17 protein-coding genes are annotated in these 21,397 nt (G+C 66.7%); 13 read left to right on the forward strand and 4 right to left on the reverse strand.

Annotated features, from left to right (window positions below):
* Positions 1–5 precede the first annotated feature (5 nt).
* The 3 genes from E5790_RS16845 to E5790_RS16855 all read left to right on the forward strand — a co-directional run bounded on the left by E5790_RS16845 (position 6) and on the right by E5790_RS16855 (position 2,521).
* On the forward strand, positions 6–1,154 hold the full coding sequence (locus E5790_RS16845) for a pyridoxal phosphate-dependent aminotransferase (RefSeq protein WP_032960092.1): 1,149 nt from the start codon (positions 6–8) through the stop codon (positions 1,152–1,154).
* A 14-nt stretch (positions 1,155–1,168) separates the two neighbouring features.
* Positions 1,169–1,975, forward strand: coding sequence for an amidohydrolase (locus tag E5790_RS16850; protein WP_111206000.1), 807 nt, complete (start codon positions 1,169–1,171; stop codon positions 1,973–1,975).
* Positions 1,976–2,086: 111 nt separating this feature from the next.
* The gene (locus E5790_RS16855) at positions 2,087–2,521 is read left to right on the forward strand and encodes a hypothetical protein (RefSeq protein ID WP_014037831.1); all 435 of its coding nucleotides are present in this window, start codon (positions 2,087–2,089) and stop codon (positions 2,519–2,521) included.
* On the opposite strand, the gene E5790_RS16860 is transcribed toward E5790_RS16855, so the two are convergent.
* Positions 2,508–3,638: an MFS transporter gene (locus E5790_RS16860; RefSeq protein WP_014647758.1), complete on the reverse strand. Its 1,131-nt coding sequence runs from the start codon at positions 3,636–3,638 to the stop codon at positions 2,508–2,510. The two genes, E5790_RS16855 and E5790_RS16860, sit on opposite strands and share 14 nt — an antisense overlap.
* Before the next feature lie 90 nt (positions 3,639–3,728).
* Here E5790_RS16860 and E5790_RS16865 point away from each other — a divergent pair, with 90 nt between their 5' ends.
* Positions 3,729–4,517 (forward strand): helix-turn-helix transcriptional regulator, encoded by a 789-nt coding sequence (locus E5790_RS16865; protein ID WP_049442508.1) that lies wholly within the window; start codon positions 3,729–3,731, stop codon positions 4,515–4,517.
* A gap of 115 nt (positions 4,518–4,632) precedes the next feature.
* On the opposite strand, the gene E5790_RS16870 is transcribed toward E5790_RS16865, so the two are convergent.
* From E5790_RS16870 to E5790_RS16880, 3 genes are read right to left on the reverse strand one after another with little or no spacing between them, the layout of a single operon-like run.
* On the reverse strand, positions 4,633–6,270 hold the full coding sequence (locus E5790_RS16870; protein ID WP_126411172.1) for a pseudouridine synthase: 1,638 nt from the start codon (positions 6,268–6,270) through the stop codon (positions 4,633–4,635).
* The gene (gene scpB, locus E5790_RS16875; protein ID WP_136191779.1) at positions 6,263–7,138 is read right to left on the reverse strand and encodes an SMC-Scp complex subunit ScpB; all 876 of its coding nucleotides are present in this window, start codon (positions 7,136–7,138) and stop codon (positions 6,263–6,265) included. Before scpB ends, E5790_RS16870 begins: the two co-directional genes overlap by 8 nt.
* A 13-nt stretch (positions 7,139–7,151) precedes the next feature.
* Positions 7,152–8,060 carry a ScpA family protein gene (locus E5790_RS16880; RefSeq protein ID WP_014647754.1) on the reverse strand — a complete coding sequence of 303 codons (909 nt, stop codon included), beginning with the start codon at positions 8,058–8,060 and terminating at the stop codon, positions 7,152–7,154.
* Between the two features lie 375 nt (positions 8,061–8,435).
* Here E5790_RS16880 and E5790_RS16885 point away from each other — a divergent pair, with 375 nt between their 5' ends.
* The 9 genes from E5790_RS16885 (at position 8,436) to E5790_RS16925 (ending at position 21,396) form a co-directional block, all read left to right on the forward strand.
* Entirely contained in the window at positions 8,436–8,735 is a 300-nt protein-coding gene (locus E5790_RS16885) for a YciI family protein (protein WP_014037825.1), read from the forward strand.
* Complete coding sequence (locus tag E5790_RS16890) at positions 8,732–9,007, forward strand: BolA family protein (protein ID WP_014647753.1); 276 nt, start codon at positions 8,732–8,734, stop codon at positions 9,005–9,007. The genes E5790_RS16885 and E5790_RS16890 overlap by 4 nt, the downstream gene beginning before the upstream one ends.
* A 148-nt stretch (positions 9,008–9,155) precedes the next feature.
* The gene (locus E5790_RS16895) at positions 9,156–10,193 is read left to right on the forward strand and encodes a LacI family DNA-binding transcriptional regulator (RefSeq protein ID WP_111206002.1); all 1,038 of its coding nucleotides are present in this window, start codon (positions 9,156–9,158) and stop codon (positions 10,191–10,193) included.
* 78 nt (positions 10,194–10,271) lie between these two features.
* On the forward strand, positions 10,272–13,328 hold the full coding sequence (locus tag E5790_RS16900; protein WP_111206003.1) for a TonB-dependent receptor: 3,057 nt from the start codon (positions 10,272–10,274) through the stop codon (positions 13,326–13,328).
* A 243-nt stretch (positions 13,329–13,571) separates the two neighbouring features.
* A complete protein-coding gene (locus E5790_RS16905; protein WP_014647750.1) occupies positions 13,572–15,176 on the forward strand; it encodes a glucoamylase family protein in 1,605 nt (534 codons plus the stop codon).
* A 4-nt stretch (positions 15,177–15,180) separates the two neighbouring features.
* Entirely contained in the window at positions 15,181–16,521 is a 1,341-nt protein-coding gene (locus tag E5790_RS16910; RefSeq protein WP_049442423.1) for a sugar ABC transporter substrate-binding protein, read from the forward strand.
* Entirely contained in the window at positions 16,518–17,399 is an 882-nt protein-coding gene (locus tag E5790_RS16915; RefSeq protein WP_005410323.1) for a sugar ABC transporter permease, read from the forward strand. Before E5790_RS16910 ends, E5790_RS16915 begins: the two co-directional genes overlap by 4 nt.
* Positions 17,396–18,232 carry a carbohydrate ABC transporter permease gene (locus E5790_RS16920; protein ID WP_006456347.1) on the forward strand — a complete coding sequence of 279 codons (837 nt, stop codon included), beginning with the start codon at positions 17,396–17,398 and terminating at the stop codon, positions 18,230–18,232. The genes E5790_RS16915 and E5790_RS16920 overlap by 4 nt, the downstream gene beginning before the upstream one ends.
* Positions 18,229–21,396: a discoidin domain-containing protein gene (locus E5790_RS16925; RefSeq protein ID WP_111206005.1), complete on the forward strand. Its 3,168-nt coding sequence runs from the start codon at positions 18,229–18,231 to the stop codon at positions 21,394–21,396. The genes E5790_RS16920 and E5790_RS16925 overlap by 4 nt, the downstream gene beginning before the upstream one ends.
* The last annotated feature ends 1 nt before the right edge of the window (position 21,397 follow it).

Raw genomic sequence — 21,397 nt, forward strand, 5'->3', positions numbered from 1 at the left:
GGCCGATGCAACCCACCACCAAGCTGCCCAAGGTCGGTACCACGATCTTCACTGTGATGTCCCAGCTCGCCGCCGAACACGGCGCGGTCAACCTGGGCCAGGGTTTCCCGGACTTTTCGGCGCCGCAGCGCCTGATCGACGAGACCGCCAGGGCGATGGCCGCCGGGCTGAACCAGTACCCGCCGATGACCGGCGTGGCGCCGCTGCGCCAGGCCATCGCACAGAAGGTGCTGGACTGCTACGGCGCGCAGGTCGATGCGGACAGCGAGATCACCGTCACCAGCGGTGGCACCGAGGCCATCTTCAACGCCATCCACGCCGTGGTGCGTGCCGGCGAGGAAGTGATCGTGCTGGACCCGGCGTATGACTGCTACGAACCGGCGATCGACCTGGCCGGTGCCAGGGCCGTACATGTGTCGCTCGATCCGCAGACGTTCGCGGTCGATTGGGACCGCGTGCGCGCAGCGATCACCCCGCGCACCCGCATGCTGATCGTCAACACCCCGCACAATCCGTCCGGCGCGATGCTGTCGGCGCAGGACATGCAGGCGCTGGCCGAACTGCTGCGCGGCACGCAGATCTACCTGATCTCCGATGAGGTGTACGAACACATCATCTACGACGGCCGTCGCCATGAATCGGCGCTGCGCTACCCGGAACTGCGCGAGCGCGCGTTCGTCATCTCCAGCTTCGGCAAGACCTACCACTGCACCGGCTGGAAGATCGGCTATGCGATCGCCCCGCCGGCGCTGACCGCCGAGTTCCGCAAGGTGCACCAGTACAACACCTTCACCAGCTTCGGCCCGGCGCAGCATGGCTTCGCCGCGATGATCCGCGACGAACCCGAACACCACCTGGAACTGGGCGCGTTCTACCAGGCCAAGCGCGACCGCTTCCGTGAGCAGCTGGCTGGCACCCGCCTGAAGGCGCTTCCGGTGCCGGGCGGCTACTTCCAGCTGGTTGACTATTCGGCGATCAGCGACCTGCCGGACCATGAGTTCGTGAAGTGGCTGACCATCGAGAAGGGCGTCACCGCCATTCCGCTGTCGCCGTTCTATGAGACTCCGCCGGCCGGCCAGCGCCTGGTGCGCCTGTGCTTTGCCAAGAACGAAGCGACCATGGACGCGGCGATCGAACGCCTGCGCCTGCTGTGAGCGGAGACACGGACATGCAGGACCTGCGCATTTCCCTCGTCCAGGGCGACACCCGCTGGCATGACCCGGCCGGCAACCGCGCCTACTACGGTGCGTTGCTGGCACCGCTGGCCGGCAGCACCGATCTGGTGATCCTGCCGGAGACCTTCACCAGTGGCTTCTCCAACGACGCCATCGCCCAGGCCGAAGGCATGGACGGGCCGACCGTGGCCTGGGTGCGCGAACAGGCCAAGGTCTTGAACGCGGCAGTGATCGGCAGCGTGCAGCTGCGCGAGGGCAACGGCGTCTACAACCGCCTGCTGTTCGCAACGCCAGAGGGCGGCCTGCAGTACTACGACAAGCGGCACCTGTTCCGTTACGGCGGTGAGCACGAGCGCTATGCCGCCGGCCGTGAGCGCCTGAGCGTGGAATGGAAGGGCTGGCGGATCAATCCGCAGGTCTGCTACGACCTGCGCTTCCCGGTGTTCTGCCGCAACCGCTACAACGTCGAACGCCCGCAGCAGCTGGATTTCGACCTGCAGATCTTCGTCGCCAACTGGCCGTCGGCGCGCGCCTATGCATGGAAGACCCTGCTGCGTGCGCGGGCGATCGAGAACCTGTGCTTCGTGGCGGCGGTGAACCGCGTCGGCGTGGACGGCAACCAGCTGCACTACGCCGGCGACAGCGCGGTGATCGACTTCCTCGGCCAGCCGCAGGTGGAGATCCGCGAACGCGAACAGGTGGTGACCACCACCATTTCGGCCGAAGCACTGGCTGCACATCGCGCGCGTTTCCCGGCGATGCTCGATGCTGATGCCTTCCACCTGGACGAGCAGGCCTGAAACAGCACGACGGCGGCTGAATGCCTGCCACGCAGCGCGCGCGCCTGCATCCAGCGTGCACGCGCGCGCTGCTAGATTCGCCGGCAGTCCGACCGAACTGGAAGTCCTGCCATGAACAAGCCCTTCGCCCTGCTGCTGGCCCTGTCCGCTGCCACGCTGGCCCCGGCCGCGCACGCCGCCGGCAACCTCGATTGCCAGCTGCGCTACAACCTGTCCGGCTGGTCACTGATCTACAAGACCGCTTCCGGCAACGGCACGGTCAGCTGCAGCAACGGCACCAGCCTGCCGGTGCGTATCGAAGTGAAGGGCGGCGGCCTGACCGTGGGCAAGTCGAAGATCACCAATGGCCGTGGCAGCTTCACCGGCGCCGTCAGCGTCAACGAGCTGCTGGGCACCTACGCCTCGGTTGGCGCGCATGCGGGTGCCGTGAAGTCCAGCAACGCGCAGGTGATGACCAAGGGCGACATCTCGCTGGCCCTGTCCGGCACCGGCAAGGGCTGGGATCTGGGCGTGGACGGCGCCGCCTTCACCATCAGCCGGCGCTGAGCCGTGCCGGCCGCTGCAGCCACAGGGCAAGCACGCCGCACACGATGAGTGTCGGCGCCAGCAGTTGCAGTGCGCCGACCACGGCCATCGCCACGCCGATCAACAGGTAGTAGAGCAGGCCGAACAGGGCGCCGGCGCTGCCCAGGCAGTGCGGGTATCCGCGCAGGGCCTGGCCCAGCACATTGGGAATGGCCAGGCCGAACCCGGCCACCACCGGTACCATCGCCGCGACCAGTGCCGGCTGATTGTGCAGCAAGGCAGCCAACAGCCCACCGGCCAGCACCAGCCCTGCGGCGAGCCGGATGCGCGTGGCAGAGGCAACGCCTGCGCGCAGCAGGCGAGCATTGCCCCATGCACCCAGCGCCGAGCCGAGCGCCAGCAGCGCGCCGCTGGCACCGAACCAGGCCAGCGGCCAGTGCAGGCGTTCGAACACGAACGGGCCCAGCGCGTACCAGCTGTACATCGCCACGTTGAACGCCATCACCAGCAGCGCCTGTGACCACATCCAGCGATCACGCAGCAGTTGCCACAACAGTGGCAGCATGGGAGTGTGCGCGACTTCCGCAGGGCGGCTCTCGCGCAGGCCCGTTGCGCATCCGAGCATCAGCAGGCTGACCATCAGCAGCAGGCCGGCCTGGACGCCGGCATAGCCATGGCTGTCCACCAGCAGCACACCCAGTGCCAGCCCGATCGCCGGGCTCAAGGCCAGCGCCATGCCGATCCACGAGAACGCCTGCGCCAACGCCGGACCCTTCAGGTGATCGCGCAGTACGGTCTGGGTTACCACCGAGGCCGCCGCCGCACCCAGTGCGGCCAGTGCCTGGGCCAGCAGGACCTGGCCGAACGTGCTGGCCAGCAGGCCGCCGCAGGCGGCCAGTACGAACACGGCCAGGCCGCAGAGCAGGGCAGGGCGACGACCGACATGGTCGGCCAGCCGCCCCCATAGCAGGACACCGGCGGCAAAACCGAACAGGTACAGGCTCATGGCCTGGCTGGCGGCGCCGGGGGGCAGTGCGAAGCGCCCGGCGAGGTCGGCCAGGGCCGGGCTGTACAGGGTCTGCGCCAACTGGGGGAACATCAGCAGCGCGATGGTGAGCAACAACAGGCGACGCGACATGCGGGTGCTCCGCAAACAGGGCCGCGTATTGTGGTGGCCGGCGTAGTGGCGCACTCTGTCGGTCCGGCCAGGAAATGGATGAAATCGGACATGGCGTGGCTGCAACCGGATGCGCACTTCGATGCGGATGCCTGGAGCGCACCGGTGCTGGGCATCGCGTCGTCGCTGGCCGATCATGATTCGGGTTGGCACCAGCACGCGCGCGCGCAGTTGCTGTACACCCGGCGGGGCTGCACGCGGCTGACCTTCGGCGACCGCATCAGCCTGCTGCCGCCCTCGCGCGCGGCATGGATTCCCGGCGGCCTGCGCCATCGCGCACAGATGCGCCAGGCCGTGGACTACCGCTCGCTGTATTTCGATGCCACGTTGTCGGCACGGCTGCCGCAGCAGCCGGCGATCATCGGCGTCGGCCCCCTGCTGCAGGCATTGCTGGAACCGATCGCGCAGGCGCCGTTCGACCATGACTGGCGGGCGCCGCGCGCGCACCATCAATTGGCGTTGTGCGTGCTGGAGATCGCCGCCGCACCGGTGGCGCCGATGGACCTGCCGCTGCCACGCGATCCACGCATCGCGCGCTGCCTGCCGCCGGCCGAGCAGCTGCCGCCTGAACTGGGTGAGCTCGCTGCGCGTGCGGGCCTGAGCATGCGCACGGTCGGCCGGTTGATGCAACGCGACACCGGCATGGGCTACCAGGCCTGGCGCCAGCAATGGCGCCTGATGCGCGCCATGGAGCTGCTGCTGCTTGGCCATCGCATCGGGCACGTTGCGCAGGACACTGGTTTTTCCGCCGAGAGTCCGTTCATCGCCTTTTTCCGCAGCATGACCGGCACCACGCCCGCCGCGTTCCAGCGCCACGCAAAAGGGGACGGAGGGGATTAAGTCGCTTTCGCCCTTCGACGCACGGCGTGGCGAAAACGACTTAATCCCCTCCGTCCCCTTTTCAAAGAAAAACCCCGGCCGGAGCCGGGGTTCTGCATTTCAACGTGGCTGCCGATCAGCCGCCGCGCGGGCCGCTGCGGCGCGGGCCGCCGGGACCGCGGTTGCCACCGGGGCCGCCCGGGCCTCGGTTGCCACCCGGACCACCGGGGCCACGGTTACCACCCGGGCCACGGTGGTTGCCACCGCCCGGACCGCGACCGCCCGGACGGGCGCCCTGTGCAGGCTTCGGGCTGCCATACGGGTTGAAGCCCGGCGTGGCGTGGTCGGACGGGAAGCTCGGCGCGTTGCCCGGATGGCCGTACGGGTGCTTGTTGCCCTGGCCCTGCGAGCGGTTGCCCGCACCGGCCGGACGACCCTGGCCGCCTGCGCCGCCACGGCCTTCACCACCAAAGCCGCCACGGCCCTGGCCGCCACCGGCGCCTGCGCCCGGGCCCTTCGGCTTGCCGTACGGACGGCCCTGGCCGCCTGCACCCGGACCACGGGCACCGGGGCCGCGTGCGCCCGGGCCGGCGTTGCGATGGCCGCTCGGGCCGGTGCTCACGCCATCCGGCACGTACCAGGTGCGGAACGCGGCCGGATTGCCTTCCGGCAGCGAACGATCATTCTTCTGGGCGCGCTGCTTGAACGGCTTCTGCGACTGCTTGGCTGCCGCTTCACCGCTGACCGTCAGGCCGCCCTTGAAGCCGCCACCCTTGCCGCCGCGACCACGGCCGCGGTCTTCGCGGACGTTGTCGAAACGACGCAGCTCGCGGCCTTCGTCGGCGGTGTTGTGGCCGTTGACGTAGGCGTTGCCACGGCCACCTTCGCGCACGCGCACGGTGGTCTTGGCCGCGCGGCGCTGGCCGATCACCGGCTGCAGCGTCAGTGCCGACGGTGCGCCTTCTTCCAGCTTCAGCTGGGCGCGCAGGGCTTCAACCTGCGTGGTGCCCAGTTCCACCGAATGGCCACGGGCCAGTTCGCGCGGCAGGCTCACCTTGCCATAGCGGGTGCGCTTCAGGCGGCTGACCTGGCAGCCCTGCGACTCCCACAGCCGGCGCACTTCGCGGTTGCGGCCTTCCTTCACCACGACGCGGAACCAGTCGTGCGAATCGGTGCCGCCGATGCGTTCGATCTCATCGAACTTGGCCGGGCCGTCTTCCAGCGCGACGCCACGGGTGAGGCGGTCGACGATGGCGTCAGAGACCTTTTCCTCGCCTTCCGGCGCACGCACGCGCACCACGTACTCGCGCTCGACCTCGAACGACGGGTGCATCATGGCGTTGGCCAGCTCACCGTCGGTGGTGGCCAGCAGCAGGCCGGTGGTGTTGATGTCCAGGCGGCCGATGGCGATCCAGCGCGCGCCCTTCAGCGGCGGCAGCGACTCGAACACGGTCGGGCGGCCTTCCGGATCATCGCGGGTGGTCACTTCGCCTTCCGGCTTGTTGTAGACCAGCACGCGCGACGGCTCGGCCAGGGCGGTGGCGACGAAGCCGCGGCCATCCAGTTCGATCTTGTCGCCGCTCTTGACCGACATGCCGGTCTGCGCGACTTCACCGTTGACCTTGACCAGGCCTTCGGCGATGCGCTGTTCCAGCGCGCGGCGCGAGCCGAGGCCGGCCTGGGCGAGCACCTTGTGCAGGCGTTCTTCCAGCTTGAACTGTTCGGAGGTGGCTTCGCGCTTCAGCGAGAGCTTGTTACGGGGGGTGTCACTCATCAGTTTTGCTCCGGCCGACGGTTTCGAGGTCGGCCTCTGGTTCGGAATCGGCTTGGTCAACAGCCACGGTCGTCATCGCGACGGCGTTGTCTTCGCGTTCGTTCAGGGGCACCGCGCGCTCGCCCGGCGCGGAATCGGGGTGCCCATCATCGAGGGGCGAAGGTGCTTGCTCATCGGTGGCCGACGCAGGGGCTGCATTGGCGGAATCGGGGGTGTCACTGCCGGCCAGGCTGGCATCATCGTTCGCGGCAGCGCCATCGGCGCCGGCCGAGATGTCCGGACCCTCGGCACCGGCGACGGCCGGCGCATCGCGGTCCAGGGCAAGCTGCGGTTCCAGCTCGCCCAGGTCCTTCAGCTCCGACAGCGGCGGCAGTTCGTCCAGCCGCTTCAGCCCGAAGTAGTCCAGGAAGCCCTTGGTGGTGCCGAACAGCGCCGGTTTGCCGGGCACGTCGCGGTGGCCGACCACGCGGATCCACTCGCGTTCTTCCAGCGCCTGGATGATGTTGCTGCTGACCGCCACGCCGCGCACCTGTTCGATCTCGCCGCGGGTGATCGGTTGCCGGTAGGCGATCAGCGCCAGGGTTTCCAGGGTGGCACGGGTGTAGCGGGTCTTGCGTTCGGTCCACAGCCGGCTGATCCAGCCATGCACTTCGCCGGTGACCTGGTAGCGGAAGCCGGAGGCGACCTCGACCAGTTCCACGCCGCGGCCTTCGCAGGCCTCGCGCAGGCGTTCCAGCGCACGTTCGATGCTGCCCGGCGGTGCCGGTTCCTCTTCCGGGAACAGGTCCTTCAGCTGGGCCAGGGTGAGCGGCTGGCTGGAAGCCAGCAGGGCACCCTCGACAATGCGGTTGATCAGCGATTGATCCATCGGCAGTCAGCGCTCACTCGTCTGCATTGGCGTCGTCGTCGTTGTCGTCGAACTCGCTGCTGAACTGCAGCGGGGCATTGGTGTTGCCGGCCGCCAGCGACTTCACGTAGATCGGCGCCAGCGGTTCTTCCTGGACGATGTCCAGCAGCTGTTCCTTGGCCAGCTCCAGCACCGCCAGGAACGTGACCAGCACGCCCAGCTTGCCTTCTTCGGCGGTGAACAGCCCTTCAAAACGATAGAACTTGCCATCTTCCAGGCGTCCCAGCACTTCGCCCATGCGTTGCCGCACGCTCAGTGCCTCACGCTTGATGGCGTGGCCGCTGAACAGCTCGGCACGCTTGAGCACGTCGTGCAGGGCCAGCAGCATTTCCTTCAGGTCCACCGGCGGCGGCAGCTTCACCGTGGCACGTTCGGGCATGAAGGCATGTGCCACGGTGGTATCGCGGTCCTGGCGGGGCAGGGCGTCGATGTTCTCGGCGGCCTGCTTGAAGCGTTCGTACTCCTGCAGCCGGCGCACCAGTTCGGCGCGCGGGTCGGCTTCATCGCCTTCCTCGCTGACCGGGCGCGGCAGCAGCATCCGCGACTTCACCTCGGCCAGGATCGCGGCCATCACCAGGTATTCGGCCGCCAGCTCGAAGCGCAGCTCGCGCATCACGGTGATGTACTCCACGTACTGCCGGGTGATCTCGGCAACGGGAATGTCCAGTACATCCAGGTTCTGGCGGCGGATCAGGTACAGCAGCAGGTCCAGCGGGCCTTCAAAGGCATCCAGGATGACTTCCAGCGCGTCCGGCGGGATGTACAGGTCCTGCGGAATCTGCAGGACCGGTTGCCCATGCACCACGGCCAGCGGCATTTCCTGCTGCTGGGGGGCGGGCGGCCGGGTTGGCGGGTTCGCGTCGAGCGCGAGTTCGGAAGTCATCTAATGGAGATCAGGATTGCAACGGACCAGTCGCGGCACCGGGTTCGCCGGGCCAACGCCACGGAGCCCCAAGGCGCCAGACACGCCGGGATCGGCGCGATTCCACACATATCAAACAGCGGGACGCGCCGCGGTAAACGGCAGCGACAGAACTACGGGGAGGTCGTCTACGTGGCCCGGCCGGGTGGTCCGGTTTGAAGCAGCGGGACGGTCGTCGGGGGCTGCGTTGGCCGCAAAAACCGACGGGCCGCTGCATCCAGCCACGTGCAATGGAGTCTAGGGTAAGCCTTTGCCGCGCCAGTGTCCAGCCGGACCGGGGCGGGGGCTGCATTGGCTAGAATCTGCGGACCCGACAACGCAAGCGAGGAAATGCCGGTGTGGTATGTGATCGAAGGGTATGACGGCCAGGATGTGCTGGCGCAGCGGCTGCAGGCGCGGCCGGAACACCTGGCGCGGCTGCACGCGCTGCGCGACGAGGGACGCCTGCTGCTGGCCGGCCCGTGCCCGGCGGTGGACAGTGAAGACCCGGGCCCGGCCGGTTTCAGCGGCTCGGTGGTGATCGCGCAGTTCGAGTCGTTGCCGCAGGCCCAGGCCTGGGCCGATGCCGACCCGTACGTGGCTGCCGGCGTCTACACCCGCGTGCAGGTACGCCCGTTCCGCAAGGTCCTGCCGTGAACGCGGAACGGATCGAGCGGATCCGTGATGCGCTGCAGCAAGCGCTGGCACCCAGCGTGCTCGAGATCGAGGATGACAGCCATCGCCATGCTGGCCATGCCGGCGCGCGCGACGGGCGCGGCCATTTCAACGTCCATGTGGTGAGTGAACGCTTCGCCGGACTGGCTCCGTTGGCCCGGCATCGCGCGGTCTATGCCGCGCTGGGGTCGATGATGGACACCGATATCCACGCGCTGTCCATCCGCGCACATACCCCGTCAGAACAGGGCTGAGCCCTTGTCCCGCACTGTCCTGGCGGGTCCGCAAGGGCCTGGCCACGGACAGGTTTTCATGTCCATTTCGGGACATTCGCCTAACGGACTGTTTACAAGCCCAGATGGAAACGCTTACATTCCGCGCCAATGCTGGTAGGTCCAAGCCGTGGAGGGCGGCTTCGTGAACAAGGCAGCTATCACAATCAAAGACGTCGCACGCGAAGCCCGGGTCTCCGTGGCCACGGTTTCCCGCGCGCTCAACGGGCATGAAAATGTCGCCGAACCGGTCCGCCAGCTTGTGCTGGAGGTGGCCGCACGGCTGCGTTACACCCCGCATGCCGCCGCTCGCAGCCTGAGCAGCCGCCGCACCAATACGGTGGGCGTGGTGCTGCCTGACCTGTACGGCGAATTCTTCTCCGAACTGATGCGCGGCATCGACGGCGTGGCCCGCAACCGCCGCCAGCACCTGCTGGTGTCCAGCTACCACGGCGACCAGGAACAGCAGGGCGCCGCCCTGCGTGCCATGCGCGGCCGCGTCGACGGCCTGCTGGTGCTCTCGCCCTATGCCGAGAGCCCGGGCTTCCTGACCGACAACCTGCCGCAGTCGCTGCCGACGGTGTTGATCAACACCTATCTGCCCGGGCAGGACCATCCGGTGCTGAGCATCGACGACCACGCCGGTGCGATGGCGATGACCCGCCACCTGCTGGACGCCGGCCACCGCCACATTGCCTTCATTTCTGGCCCGGACCTCAACTTCGACGCGCGCGAGCGCCTGCGCGGCTTCCGTGACGCGCTGGTGGCGTTTGGCAGTGGCGCCGAAGGCATCGAGCTGCCCGGTGATTTCGACGAAGCTTCCGGCCATCGCGCCGGTCAGGAGTTGCTGGCAGCCGGAGCGCTGCCCGATGCCGTGTTCGCCGCCAACGACATGATGGCCCTGGGCTGCCTGTATGCGTTCACGCAGGCTGGTGTCCGTGTGCCGGCCGATGTTGCCCTGGCAGGTTTCGATGACATTCCACTGGCGCGTTTCGTCCACCCGTCGCTGACCACCATGCAGGTCAGCATCGCCGAGCTCGGCGACCGGGCCATGACGCGTCTGATGCAGTTGATGGACGGCACCTCCACGGATGGGACAGGGGACAAGCAGACCCTGGTTCCCCGCTTGATAGTTCGCGATTCCACCACTCCGCCATCCGGCCATTGAAGCCAGAGGCGTTCCTTCTTTTTTTTGACTGATCGCAGGGACCGCGCAAGCGGTTACCGCCACCCGGAGATTGAGTTGATGATGCATACCACCTTCCGCATGCCGGCGCGCCGGCTGCTGAGCACCGCACTGGTCAGCTGCCTGATGCTGGCCGCCGCCCCCAACGTCATGGCGCAGTCGGCCAACGCCAGCCTGCGCGGCCAGGTTGCCGGCGCCCAGGCAGGTACCGAAGTGACCGCCACCAACGTGGCCACCGGTACCGTCCGCCGTGGCACCATCCGCGCCGACGGCAGCTACTCGCTGATGGGCCTGGACCCGGGTACCTATGACGTGGTCGCCAACGGCCAGACCCAGAAGGTCACCGTCACCGTGGCCTCGACCGCGACGCTGAACTTTGCCGGTGCCGCCAGCAGCACCCCCGGTTCGACCGCGGCCACCAACCTGGACACCGTCAACGTCGTCGCGCCGACCCTGCTGCAGGAAGTGCGCACCTCCGAAGTCGGCAAGACCGTCAGCCTGCAGCAGATCCAGACCACCCCGCAGGTGTCGCGCAACTTCCTGGAGTTCGCCGACGCGGTGCCGGGCATGATCTTCACCCGTGACGCCAAGGGCAACACCTCGCTGCGCGGCGGTGCGACCAACGCCGACGGCACCAACGTGTACATTGACGGTGTGGGCCAGAAGAGCTACGTCAAGGGCGGCGGCGTGGCCGGCCAGTCCGGCAGCGCAGGCAACCCGTTCCCGCAGCTCGCCATCGGTGAATACAAGGTCATCAGCGGCAACTACAAGGCCGAGTACGGCCAGGTGTCGAGCGCCGCCGTGACGGCTGCGACCAAGTCCGGCACCAATGAGTTCAAGGGCGAGGCGTTCTACCGCTACACCGATGAAGACATGCGTGCCAAGACCCCGGCAGAGCGCCAGGGTGGCAAGGAAAAGATGGTCTCGGCCGAGAAGGAATACGGCTTCGCCCTGGGCGGCCCGATCATCCAGGACAAGGCGCACTTCTTCGTGACCTACGAAGCCAAGCGCTTCGACCTGCCGGTCACCATCGCGCCGGATGGCGCGGTCACCGGCGCTGCCGGCCTGCTGCCGCCCGCCGGTGCCGCCGGCCTCGGCCCGGCCAGCCAGCCGTTCCAGCAGGATCTGATCTTCGGCAAGATCGACTTCGAGCCGACCGACAACGACCGCATCGAGCTGACCTTCCAGGACCGCGACGAAACCCAGTCGCAGTTCAGCGGCCAGACCTCGCCGGAAGCCGGCCGTGAAGTGGTCAACACCGACCGTCGTTATGCCCTGCGCTGGAACCACAGCGGTGAGCGCTACTACAACGAGTTGATGGTCACCCACGAAGATTCGTTCAACAATCCGACCCCGCTGACGCTGGCCAACGGCATCACCTACACCGCACCGGACGGCCCGGAAGACCGCACCATCGTGAAGATCGGTGGCGCCTCGGCACTGGATTCGCAGGTGAAGGGCCAGAAGGGCTGGTCGATCGAAGACAACCTGACCCTGGATGGCATCCAGTGGGCGGGCGACCACACCATCAAGATGGGCGTGAAGTACAAGCAGATCGACCTGTACGCGTCCGATGCGGCGCAGATCAACCCGACCTTCACCTACTCGCTGGGTGATCCGGACTTCCCCGATTCCATTCCGTACAAGGCGCAGTTCGTCAAGCCGGTGACCGGCGTGACCGGCGTGTCCGGCGAAGTGCGTTCGAAGTCCAAGCAGTACGGCGTGTTCATCCAGGACGACTGGCAGGTCAATGACCACCTGCAGCTGAACATCGGCCTGCGCTGGGACTACGAAAAGACCCCGTCCTACTTGGACTTCGTGACCCCGCAGCAGGTGGTCGACGCCATCTATTCGCAGGATCCGCGCGCTCCGGCCGGCCAGACCTATGCCGATTCGCTGGCACTGGGCGGCCTGGACATCAGCGACTACATCAGCAACGGTCACAACCGCAAGGCATTCAAGGATGCCTGGCAGCCGCGCCTGGGCTTCTCGTATGACATCAATGCCGACGAGCAGCACGTGATCCATGGTGGTGCCGGCCGTTCCTACGACCGTGACCTGTTCGACAACCTGCAGCTGGAAACCACCAAGCTGGCCCTGCCGCAGCCGACCATCTACTTCCGCAACCCGGCCACCGGCGCCTGCATCAACGGCCAGGCCGCCTGCTATGACTGGAACCCGAACCTGCTCAACGGCATCGGCAACCTGCAGGCACTGGTCGGCGCGACCAGCAATGCCGGCCTGGAAGTGGACCTGCTGAACAACAAGCTGAAGGCGCCGTACTCGGATCAGTTCAGCCTGGGCATGAGCAACCAGATCGGCGACTGGCTGACCGACGCCACCATCGCTCGAACCCTGAGCTACGACGGCTTCGCCTTCACCCTGGGCAACCGCTACCCGACCGGCCAGTTCTTCGATGATCCGCGCCTGTGTGGTGGCACCTCCCCGGGCCTGAGCCAGGCTTGGAGCTGCAACGTGCCGGGCTTCGGCAGCCTGATCATCGGCCAGCAGGGCATCAAGACCCGTGCCACCCAGGTCCTGCTGTCGGCACAGAAGCCGTTCACCAAGGAAAGCGGTTGGGGCACCTCGATCGCCTATACCTGGACCACCGCGCGCCACAACCGTGACATCAACGAGAAGTACGCCTTTGATCGCGGTCTGATCGGTGATTACCCGACCATCCGTTCCAACGGCGCGCCGCGCCACCGCCTGGTGGTGACCGGTTCGTACGCGGGCTTCTGGGGCATCACCTTCGGCGGCAAGATCACCCTGGCCACCCCGACCGCCGTCAACGACTGGTACCCGGTGATGCAGGCCAGCGGCTACACGCTGCCGACTCCGCAGGCGGCCGTGCCCAACGCAACCGGCAAGTTCCTGGTGGGCGGCAAGATCTTCGGCTACCGTTCGGTCGACCTGCAGGCGACGAAGACGTTCAAGATGCCGGGCAACACTGAGCTGTACGCCCGCCTGGACATCATCAACGTGTTCAACTTCGACAACTTCTCCACCTACAACTACGTCAAGACCAACGGCAAGCTGCAGGCCAGCTACAACGAGACCGGCGACATCATCGGTACTCCGCGCCAGGTCAAGGCCGAAGTGGGCTTCCGCTTCTAAGCCCGGGCGGTGATGCATGACCCGATGCCGCCGGCTCGCTGGCGGCATCGGTGAAAACGGCAATGGCCGGCCCCGTGCCGGTCCATTGCCCACGCCGCTGCCGGCCAGGGGGCAGCGGCGTGGGCAATGATCGCGGTGTCAGGCCACGTTTTTCGTGGTTTTTTAAGCACACACCTTGTAAACGATTTCAGATCATTGGACGGTATGCTTTCCCATCGATCAGACCACCGGAGGAACCGCGCCATGCAGGCACGCCATCTGTTGTCCGCCGCAGCGCTGAGCCTGGCCGTGGCCGCCTGCCAGCCGGCCCAGCAGGAACCTGCCAAACCGCGCCCGCCGGTGATCCTGATCGAGGCCGATGCACCGCCTCGGCCCATGAAGCCTGAGCTGCCGCCGCTGTTCGATGACATCGAGCGCCGCACCTTCCAGTTCTTCTGGGATACCACCAACGAGGTCAACGGGCTGACCCCGGACCGCTACCCGTCGCGGCCGTTCGCCAGCATCGCCTCGGTCGGCTTCGCGCTGACCGCCTATCCGATCGGCATCGAGAACGGCTGGGTCAGCCGCAACCAGGCGATCGACCGCACGCTGACCACGCTGAAGTTCTTCCGCGACGTGCCGATGGGCCCGCAGCGCACCGGCAAGGCCGGTTACAAGGGCTTCTACTACCACTTCCTGGACATGCAGGAAGGCCGTCGCTACGACAGCTGGGTCGAGCTGTCATCGGTGGATACCGCGCTGCTGATGATGGGCGTGCTGTTCGCGCAGTCGTACTACGACGGTGATGATCCGCGCGAGAAGGAAATCCGCCAGATCGCCGATACGTTGTACAAGAAGGTCGACTGGCCGTGGCTGCAGCAGCGTGCACCGCTGATCTCGATGGGCTGGTTCCCGGAGAGCGGTTTCATCGACCACGACTGGATGGGCTACAACGAGGCGATGATGGTGTACATCCTCGCCCTGGGCTCGCCGACGCACCCGGTCAGCCCGGACGCGTGGACGGTGTGGACGCGTACCTACGACAACGACTGGGGCGTCTACCAGGGCCAGGAATACCTGTCCTTCGGCCCGCTGTTCGGCCACCAGTACAGCCACGTCTGGATCGACTTCCGCGACATCCAGGACGCTTACATGCGCGAGCGCGGCAGCACCTATTTCCTCAACAGCCGGTCGGCCGCGCTGGCCCAGCGCGAATATGCCATCGCCAACCCGATGCAGTGGAAGGAGTATGGCGAGAACGTGTGGGGCCTGACCGCCAGCGATGGTCCGCAGAACACCACGCAGGAGTACCGCGGCGAGCAGCGCCAGTTCCGCCACTACTCCTCGCGCGGCGCCGGCCTGCGCGAGAACTTTGATGATGGCACCATCGCCCCGACCGCTGCGATCGCCTCGGTGGTGTTCGCCCCCGAGCAGGTGATCCCGGCCACGCTGGAGATGCACAAGCGCTTTGGCGACTACATCTATTCCAGCTACGGCTTCCTGGATTCGTTCAACCCCAGCTTCAACTACGACATCCCGATCAAGACCGGTCGTCTGGTTCCCGATCGCGGCTGGGTCGCCAGCGACTACATCGCCATCGACCAGGGCCCGATCCTGACCATGATCGCCAACTACCGCGATGACTTCGTCTGGGAAGTGATGAAGAAGAACCCGTACATCCGCAAGGGCCTGGAGCGGGCCGGGTTCAGTGGCGGCTGGCTGGCGCCGGAAGGGTCGTTCCAGCCGCTGGAACTGCAGAAAGACGAAAAGGCCGCGGCAGCACGCGCGGTGGGTATCGCCGAATCACGCGCGGCTGCCGCGCAGGAACAGAAGAACAATGCCAACCGCACCACAGGCCAGGGCAAGTAGCCCGATGCCGAACTGGATCGACCGCCTGCGCCGCTGGGCGCTGCCTGCCCTGGCCGCGTTGGCCGTGGCCGGCTGCGCCCGTACCGAACCGGGCACCACCACCGTGCGCTTCTGGGCGATGGGCCGCGAAGCCGAGGTGGTCAGCGAGCTGATCCACGAATTCGAGGCCGAAAACCCCGGCATCAAGGTGGATGTGCAGAACATCCCGTGGACCGCCGCGCATGAGAAGCTGCTGACCGCGTTCGCCGCCGACGGCCTGCCGGACGTGTGCCAGCTTGGCAACACCTGGGTGCCGGAGTTCGCCGAACTCGACGCGCTGACCCCGCTGCAGCCGTTCGTGCAGCGCTCCACCGTGGTCGACCCGAAGGACTACTTCCAGGGCATCTGGGATACCAACGTGATCCACGGCGGGCTGGTCGGCGTGCCGTGGTACGTCGATACGCGCCTGATCTACTACCGCAAGGACCTGCTGGCCAAGGCCGGTTACGACCACCCGCCGCGTACGTGGCAGGAATGGGAAGAGCAGATGGCGGCGATCAAGCGCATGCAGGGCCCGAGCCGCTACGCGGTGCTGATGCCGATCAACGAGTTCGAGCAGCAGCTGTCGCTGGCCTTGCAGCAGCCCGACCCGCTGCTGCGTGACGACGACACCCGGGGCAATTTCTCCAGCCCGGGGTTCCGCCGCACGCTGGGCTTCTACGCCAACATGTTCGAGCAGGGCTGGGCGCCGAAGATGTCCGAGACGCAGATCTCCAATGTCTGGGACGAATTCTTCCGCGGCTTCAACGTGTTCTACATCTCCGGCCCCTGGAACATCCGCGAGTTCAAGAAGCTGCAGCCGAAGGAACTGGAAGGGCAGTGGGGCACCGCCGCGCTGCCGGGGCCGGACGGTCCGGGCGCGGGCATCGCCGGTGGTACCAGCCTGGTGATCTTCCGCAAGTCGCAGCAGAAGGAGGCGTCCTGGAAGCTGATCGAATTCCTGTCGCGGCCGGAAATCCAGGCACGCTTCCATTCGATCATTGGCGACCTGCCGCCGCGCCGCAGTGCGTGGAACACGCCGTCGCTGGCCAATGACCCGCTGGCGGCCGCGTTCCGTGATCAGCTGGAGCGGGTCAGGCCGACGCCGAAGGTGCTCGAATGGGAGCGCATCGTGCAGGAAATGCGCATCGTCACCGAAAAGGTGGTGCGCGGTGGCCTGCCGCAGGACAAGGCCGTGGAAGAGCTGGACCAGCGCGTGGACAAGGTGCTGGCCAAGCGCCGCTGGATGCATGAACAACAACGCCTGCAGGAGCGCGCGCCGTCGCCGCAATCGAGCAGCGCCGTGGCTGCCGGGAGGGCGCAATGAAACGTACTTCGCTGGCCGGCTGGATCTTCGCCGGCCCCTCGCTGATCGTGCTGGGCGTGTTCTTCGGCCTGCCGGTCGCCTCGGCGCTTGCACTGAGCGTGACCGACTTCGACCTCTATGCACTGGCCGATAGCAGCAACCTGCGCTTCGTCGGCCTGGGCAACTACATCGACCTGCTGCAGACGCCGATGTTCTGGAAGTCGCTGTGGAACACCACCTACTTCGTGCTGATCGGCGTGCCGTTGTCGATCGGCGTGTCGCTGGGCGCGGCGATGCTGCTCAATGCACCGGCCGCGCGCTTCAAGGCCCTGTTCCGCACGGCCCTGTTCGCGCCGGTGGTGACCACGCTGGTGGCGGTGGCGGTGATCTGGCGCTACCTGTTCCATACCAGCTATGGCCTGGTGAACTACGGCCTGGGCCATCTGGGCATCAGCCCGATCGACTGGCTGGGTGATCCCAACTGGGCGATGCCGACCATCATGCTGTTCGCGGTGTGGAAGAACTTCGGCTACAACATGGTGATCTTCCTGGCCGGCCTGCAGGCGATCCCGCATGACCTGTACGAAGCGGCGCGCATCGATGGTGCCTCGCGCTGGAAGCAGTTCCTGCACATCACCCTGCCGATGCTCGGGCCGGTGCTGCTGGTGGTCGGGGTGATTACCGTGTCCGGCTACTTCCAGCTGTTCGCCGAACCCTACGTGATGACCCGCGGCGACCCACTGCAGAGCACCGTCAGCGTGCTGTATTTCATGTTCGAGGAAGGCTTCAAGTGGTGGAACCTGGGACGCGCCTCCGCCGTGGCGTTCCTGCTGTTCCTGATCATCCTGGCGGTGACCACCGTGATGCTGCGTTTCGGCCGCAAGAGGCAGTTGGTATGAGTCGTGAAATCGGCCAGTCGCGCTGGTACCCCTGGATGATCAATGGTGCGTTGCTGGTGCTGGCCCTGGTCAGCCTGGCACCGCTGCTGTGGATGGTCTCGGTCTCGTTCATGCCGCAGGGCGAGGCCAGCCATTTCCCGCCGCCGCTGCTGCCTTCGAGCATCACCACGCACAACTACCATGAACTGTTCGCGCGCACCGGCATGGGCGGCAACTTCGCCAACAGCCTGCTGGTGTCGCTGGGCATCACGATCGGCTCGCTGCTGCTCAACACCATGGCCGGTTACGCTTTCGCCAAGCTCAACTTCGTCGGCCGCGAGCGCCTGTTCCAGGTACTGATGGCGGCGCTGGTGATTCCAGCGCAGGTGGCGATGCTGCCACTGTTCCTGCTGATGAAGCAGCTGGGGCTGGTCAACAGCTTCGGCGGCGTGATCGTGCCGGCGCTGGCCAGCGTGTTCGGCATCTTCCTGGTACGCCAGTACGCACGTTCGATCCCGGACGAACTGCTGGAAGCGGCGCGCATCGACGGGGCAGGGGAGCTGCGCATCTTCTTCCAGATCGTGCTGCCGATGCTCAAGCCGGTGCTGGTGACCCTGGCGATCTTCACCTTCATGGGCGCATGGAACGATTTCATGTGGCCGCTGATCGTGTTGACCGACCAGGAGCACTACACTTTGCCGGTGGCGCTGGCCACCCTCTCGCGCGAACACATCATGGACGTGGAAATGATGATGGCTGGCGCGGTGGTCACCGTGGTTCCGGTGCTGGCGCTGTTCCTGGTGCTGCAGCGGTACTACATCCAAGGTCTGTTGCTGGGGAGCGTCAAGGGATGAAGCGAGCGATCGCCGTTGGACTGGGACTGTTGTGGACCTCCCTGGCGATCGCCGCACCACCGGCACTGCCGGCGCCGAAGGTGCTGGACGACTTCGACGATATCGGCGCCTGGAAACTGGTGCTGTCCGACCAGGTCAGTGGTTCGCTGCGGCCGGTCAGCGGCGCCGGCGGCGGCCGTGCCCTGTGCCTGGACTATGATTTCCACAAGGTCTCCGGCTACGTCGGCATCCGCCGCGCGCTGAACATCGACTACCCGGTCAACTACCGTTTCGGCTTCCAGCTGCGTGGTGATTCGCCGGCCAACGACCTGCAGTTCAAGCTGATCGATGCCAGCGGCGACAACGTCTGGTGGGTCAACCGCCCGGGCTACAGCTTCCCCAAGGCGTGGACACCGGTCGAATACCGGCGTCGCCAGATCGACAAGGCGTGGGGGCCGTCGCCCGAGAAGGAGATGGCGCGCAGCGCCGCGGTCGAGTTCACGATCTACAGCAAGGTCGGTGGCCGCGGCACGGTGTGCTTCGACAAGCTGACCCTGCAGGGCCTGCCACCGCAGGATGATTCGGCACTGGTGCCATCGGTCATCGCCGATACCGCCACCGCGCTGCAGGACCGCATGATCGATGGCAAGGGCGATACGTTCTGGATCAGCGGCGGGGTCAAGCAGCAGACCATCAGCCTGGACCTGCACAAGAGCCGCGAGATCGGCGGTGCGGTGATCGACTGGCTGCCGAACCTGGAAGCCAATCGTTACACCGTGCGGACGTCCGAAGATGGCCGGGACTGGCGCACTGTGCGCGAGGTGACCGGCGGTGCGGGTGGCCGCGACTGGCTGGCGCTGCCGGACACCGACGCACGCTACGTGCGTTTCGATCTGCTCGATGGCCCGAACTGGCGCTATGGCATCCGTGACATCACGCTCAAGCCGCTGGCGTTCGCCGCCACGCCGAACGCCTTCCTGTCCTCGGTGGCGGCCGACCTGCCGCGCGGTTCGCTGCCGCGTGCGTATGTGGGCGAACAGCCGTACTGGACCCTGCTCGGCCTCGATGGCGGCCAGGAACAGGCGCTGATCAGCGAGGACGGTGCGCTGGAGCCGGCCAAGGGCAGCTTCAGCATCGAGCCGTTCATCCGCCTCGACGGCAAGCTGCTGGACTGGTCGAAGGTGGCCACTACCCAGTCGCTGCAGGACCACTATCTTCCGATCGCCAACGTCGACTGGGTGCACGAGAAGGCCGGCCTGGCGGTGACCAGCTTCGTGCAGGGCACGCCGGAGCGCGCGCAGTTGATCGGCCGCTACCGGCTGAGCAATCCGGACAAGGTGGCGCACGAGTACACCCTGGCGCTGGCGATCCGCCCCTGGCAGGTCAACCCGCCGACCCAGTTCCTCAACACCGTCGGCGGCTTCAGCCGCATCGATGCGCTGGACGTGGGCGAACAGCTGGTACGCATCAACGGCGAGCCGCGCATCTATCCACTGCAGGTGCCCGATGCCCGTTTCGCCAGCACGTTCGATGGCAAGCTCGATGCGATGCATCTTGCGTCCGGAAAGTATCCGGCCACTACGGCAGTGAAGGACAGTACCGGCATGGCGTCCGGTGCGCTGCTGTATACGATCAGGCTGGAACCCGGGCAGAGCCGCGAAGTGGCAGTGGTGCTGCCGCAGACCGGGAGCTGGGCGCCGCAGGCGCTGGACGTGGCCAAGGCGCAGGCGCAGGTGGCCGAACAGTGGCGGCACGCGCTGGGCGTGGTCTCGCTGCAGGTGCCGGCGGCAGGCCAGGCCCTGGTCGACACCCTGCGCACCGCCGTGGCGCACATGCTGATCTCGCGGGTCGGCCCGCGCCTGCAGCCGGGCACGCGCTCGTACGCGCGCAGCTGGATCCGCGACGGCGCGATGATTTCCGAAGGCCTGCTGCGCATGGGGCGCAGCGATGCCGTGCGTGACTACATCAACTGGTATGCGCCTTACCAGTTCGAGAACGGCAAGGTGCCGTGCTGTGTCGATGCGCGCGGCAGCGACCCGGTACCGGAGAACGACAGCCACGGTGAGCTGATCTACAGCATCGCCGAATATGGGCGCTATACCGGCGACAGCACCTTCGCCGAGCTGATGTGGCCGCACGTGCAGGGCGCCTACAGCTACATGGAGCAGCTGCGTGCCAGCGAGCGTACCGAAGAGAACCGTGCGCGCAATCCGGCGTTCTACGGGATGATGCCGGCCTCGATCAGCCACGAAGGCTATTCGGCCAAGCCGATGCATTCGTACTGGGATAATTTCTGGGCGTTGCGCGGCTACAAGGACGCAGCATCGCTGGCGGCCCAGCTGGGCAAGGTCGAAGCGATGCAGATCGCCGAGTCGCGTGACCAGTTCCGTGATGATCTGCAGGCGTCACTGCTGTCGGCGATGCAGCAGCACAACATCGACTACCTGCCGGGCTCGGCCGAGCTGGGCGATTTCGACGCGACCTCGACCACCATCGCGCTGGCGCCGGGCGGCGAGCAGGGCCGGCTGCCGCAGCAGGCGTTGGAGGCGACCTTCGAGCGCTACTGGAAGGAATTCGTGGCCCGCCGCGATGGCAAGCGCGAGTGGAAGGACTACACGCCGTACGAATGGCGCAACGTGGCCGCCTTCGTTCGCCTGGGCTGGCGCGATCGCGCCTGGCAGGCGACCGAGTTCTTCTTCAAGGACCGTGCGCCGCAGGCCTGGAACCAGTGGGCCGAAGTGGTCTCGCGCACGCCGCGCAAGCCGTTCTTCGTCGGTGACCTGCCGCATGCCTGGGTCGCCTCGGACTTCGTGCGCTCGGCCCTGGACATGTTCGCCTACAGTCGTGACATGGACGATGCGCTGGTGTTGGCCGCCGGCATCCCGACGGCCTGGCTGCAGGGCGAGGGCATCGCCGTGCAGGGCCTTCGCACGCCGCAGGGCCAGCTCAATTACCGCCTGCAGCGCAGCGACAAGCAGCTGGTGCTGGAGGTGCAGCCGGGCCTGGTGCCACCGGTCGGTGGCGTGGTGTTGCCGTGGCCGTACGCCGGTGATCCGGGCGAGGCGACCATCAACGGCGAAGCGGCCGAATGGATCAACAAGGAACTGCACGTGCACCAGCTGCCGGCACGGGTCGAGATCGATGTACCGGGCGCGGTGCGCCGCGCCGAGCGCAAGGGGCAGTAAC

It is taken from the genome of Stenotrophomonas sp. PAMC25021 (assembly GCF_004795795.1).
In the GTDB taxonomy this organism is placed as follows: domain Bacteria; phylum Pseudomonadota; class Gammaproteobacteria; order Xanthomonadales; family Xanthomonadaceae; genus Stenotrophomonas; species Stenotrophomonas muris.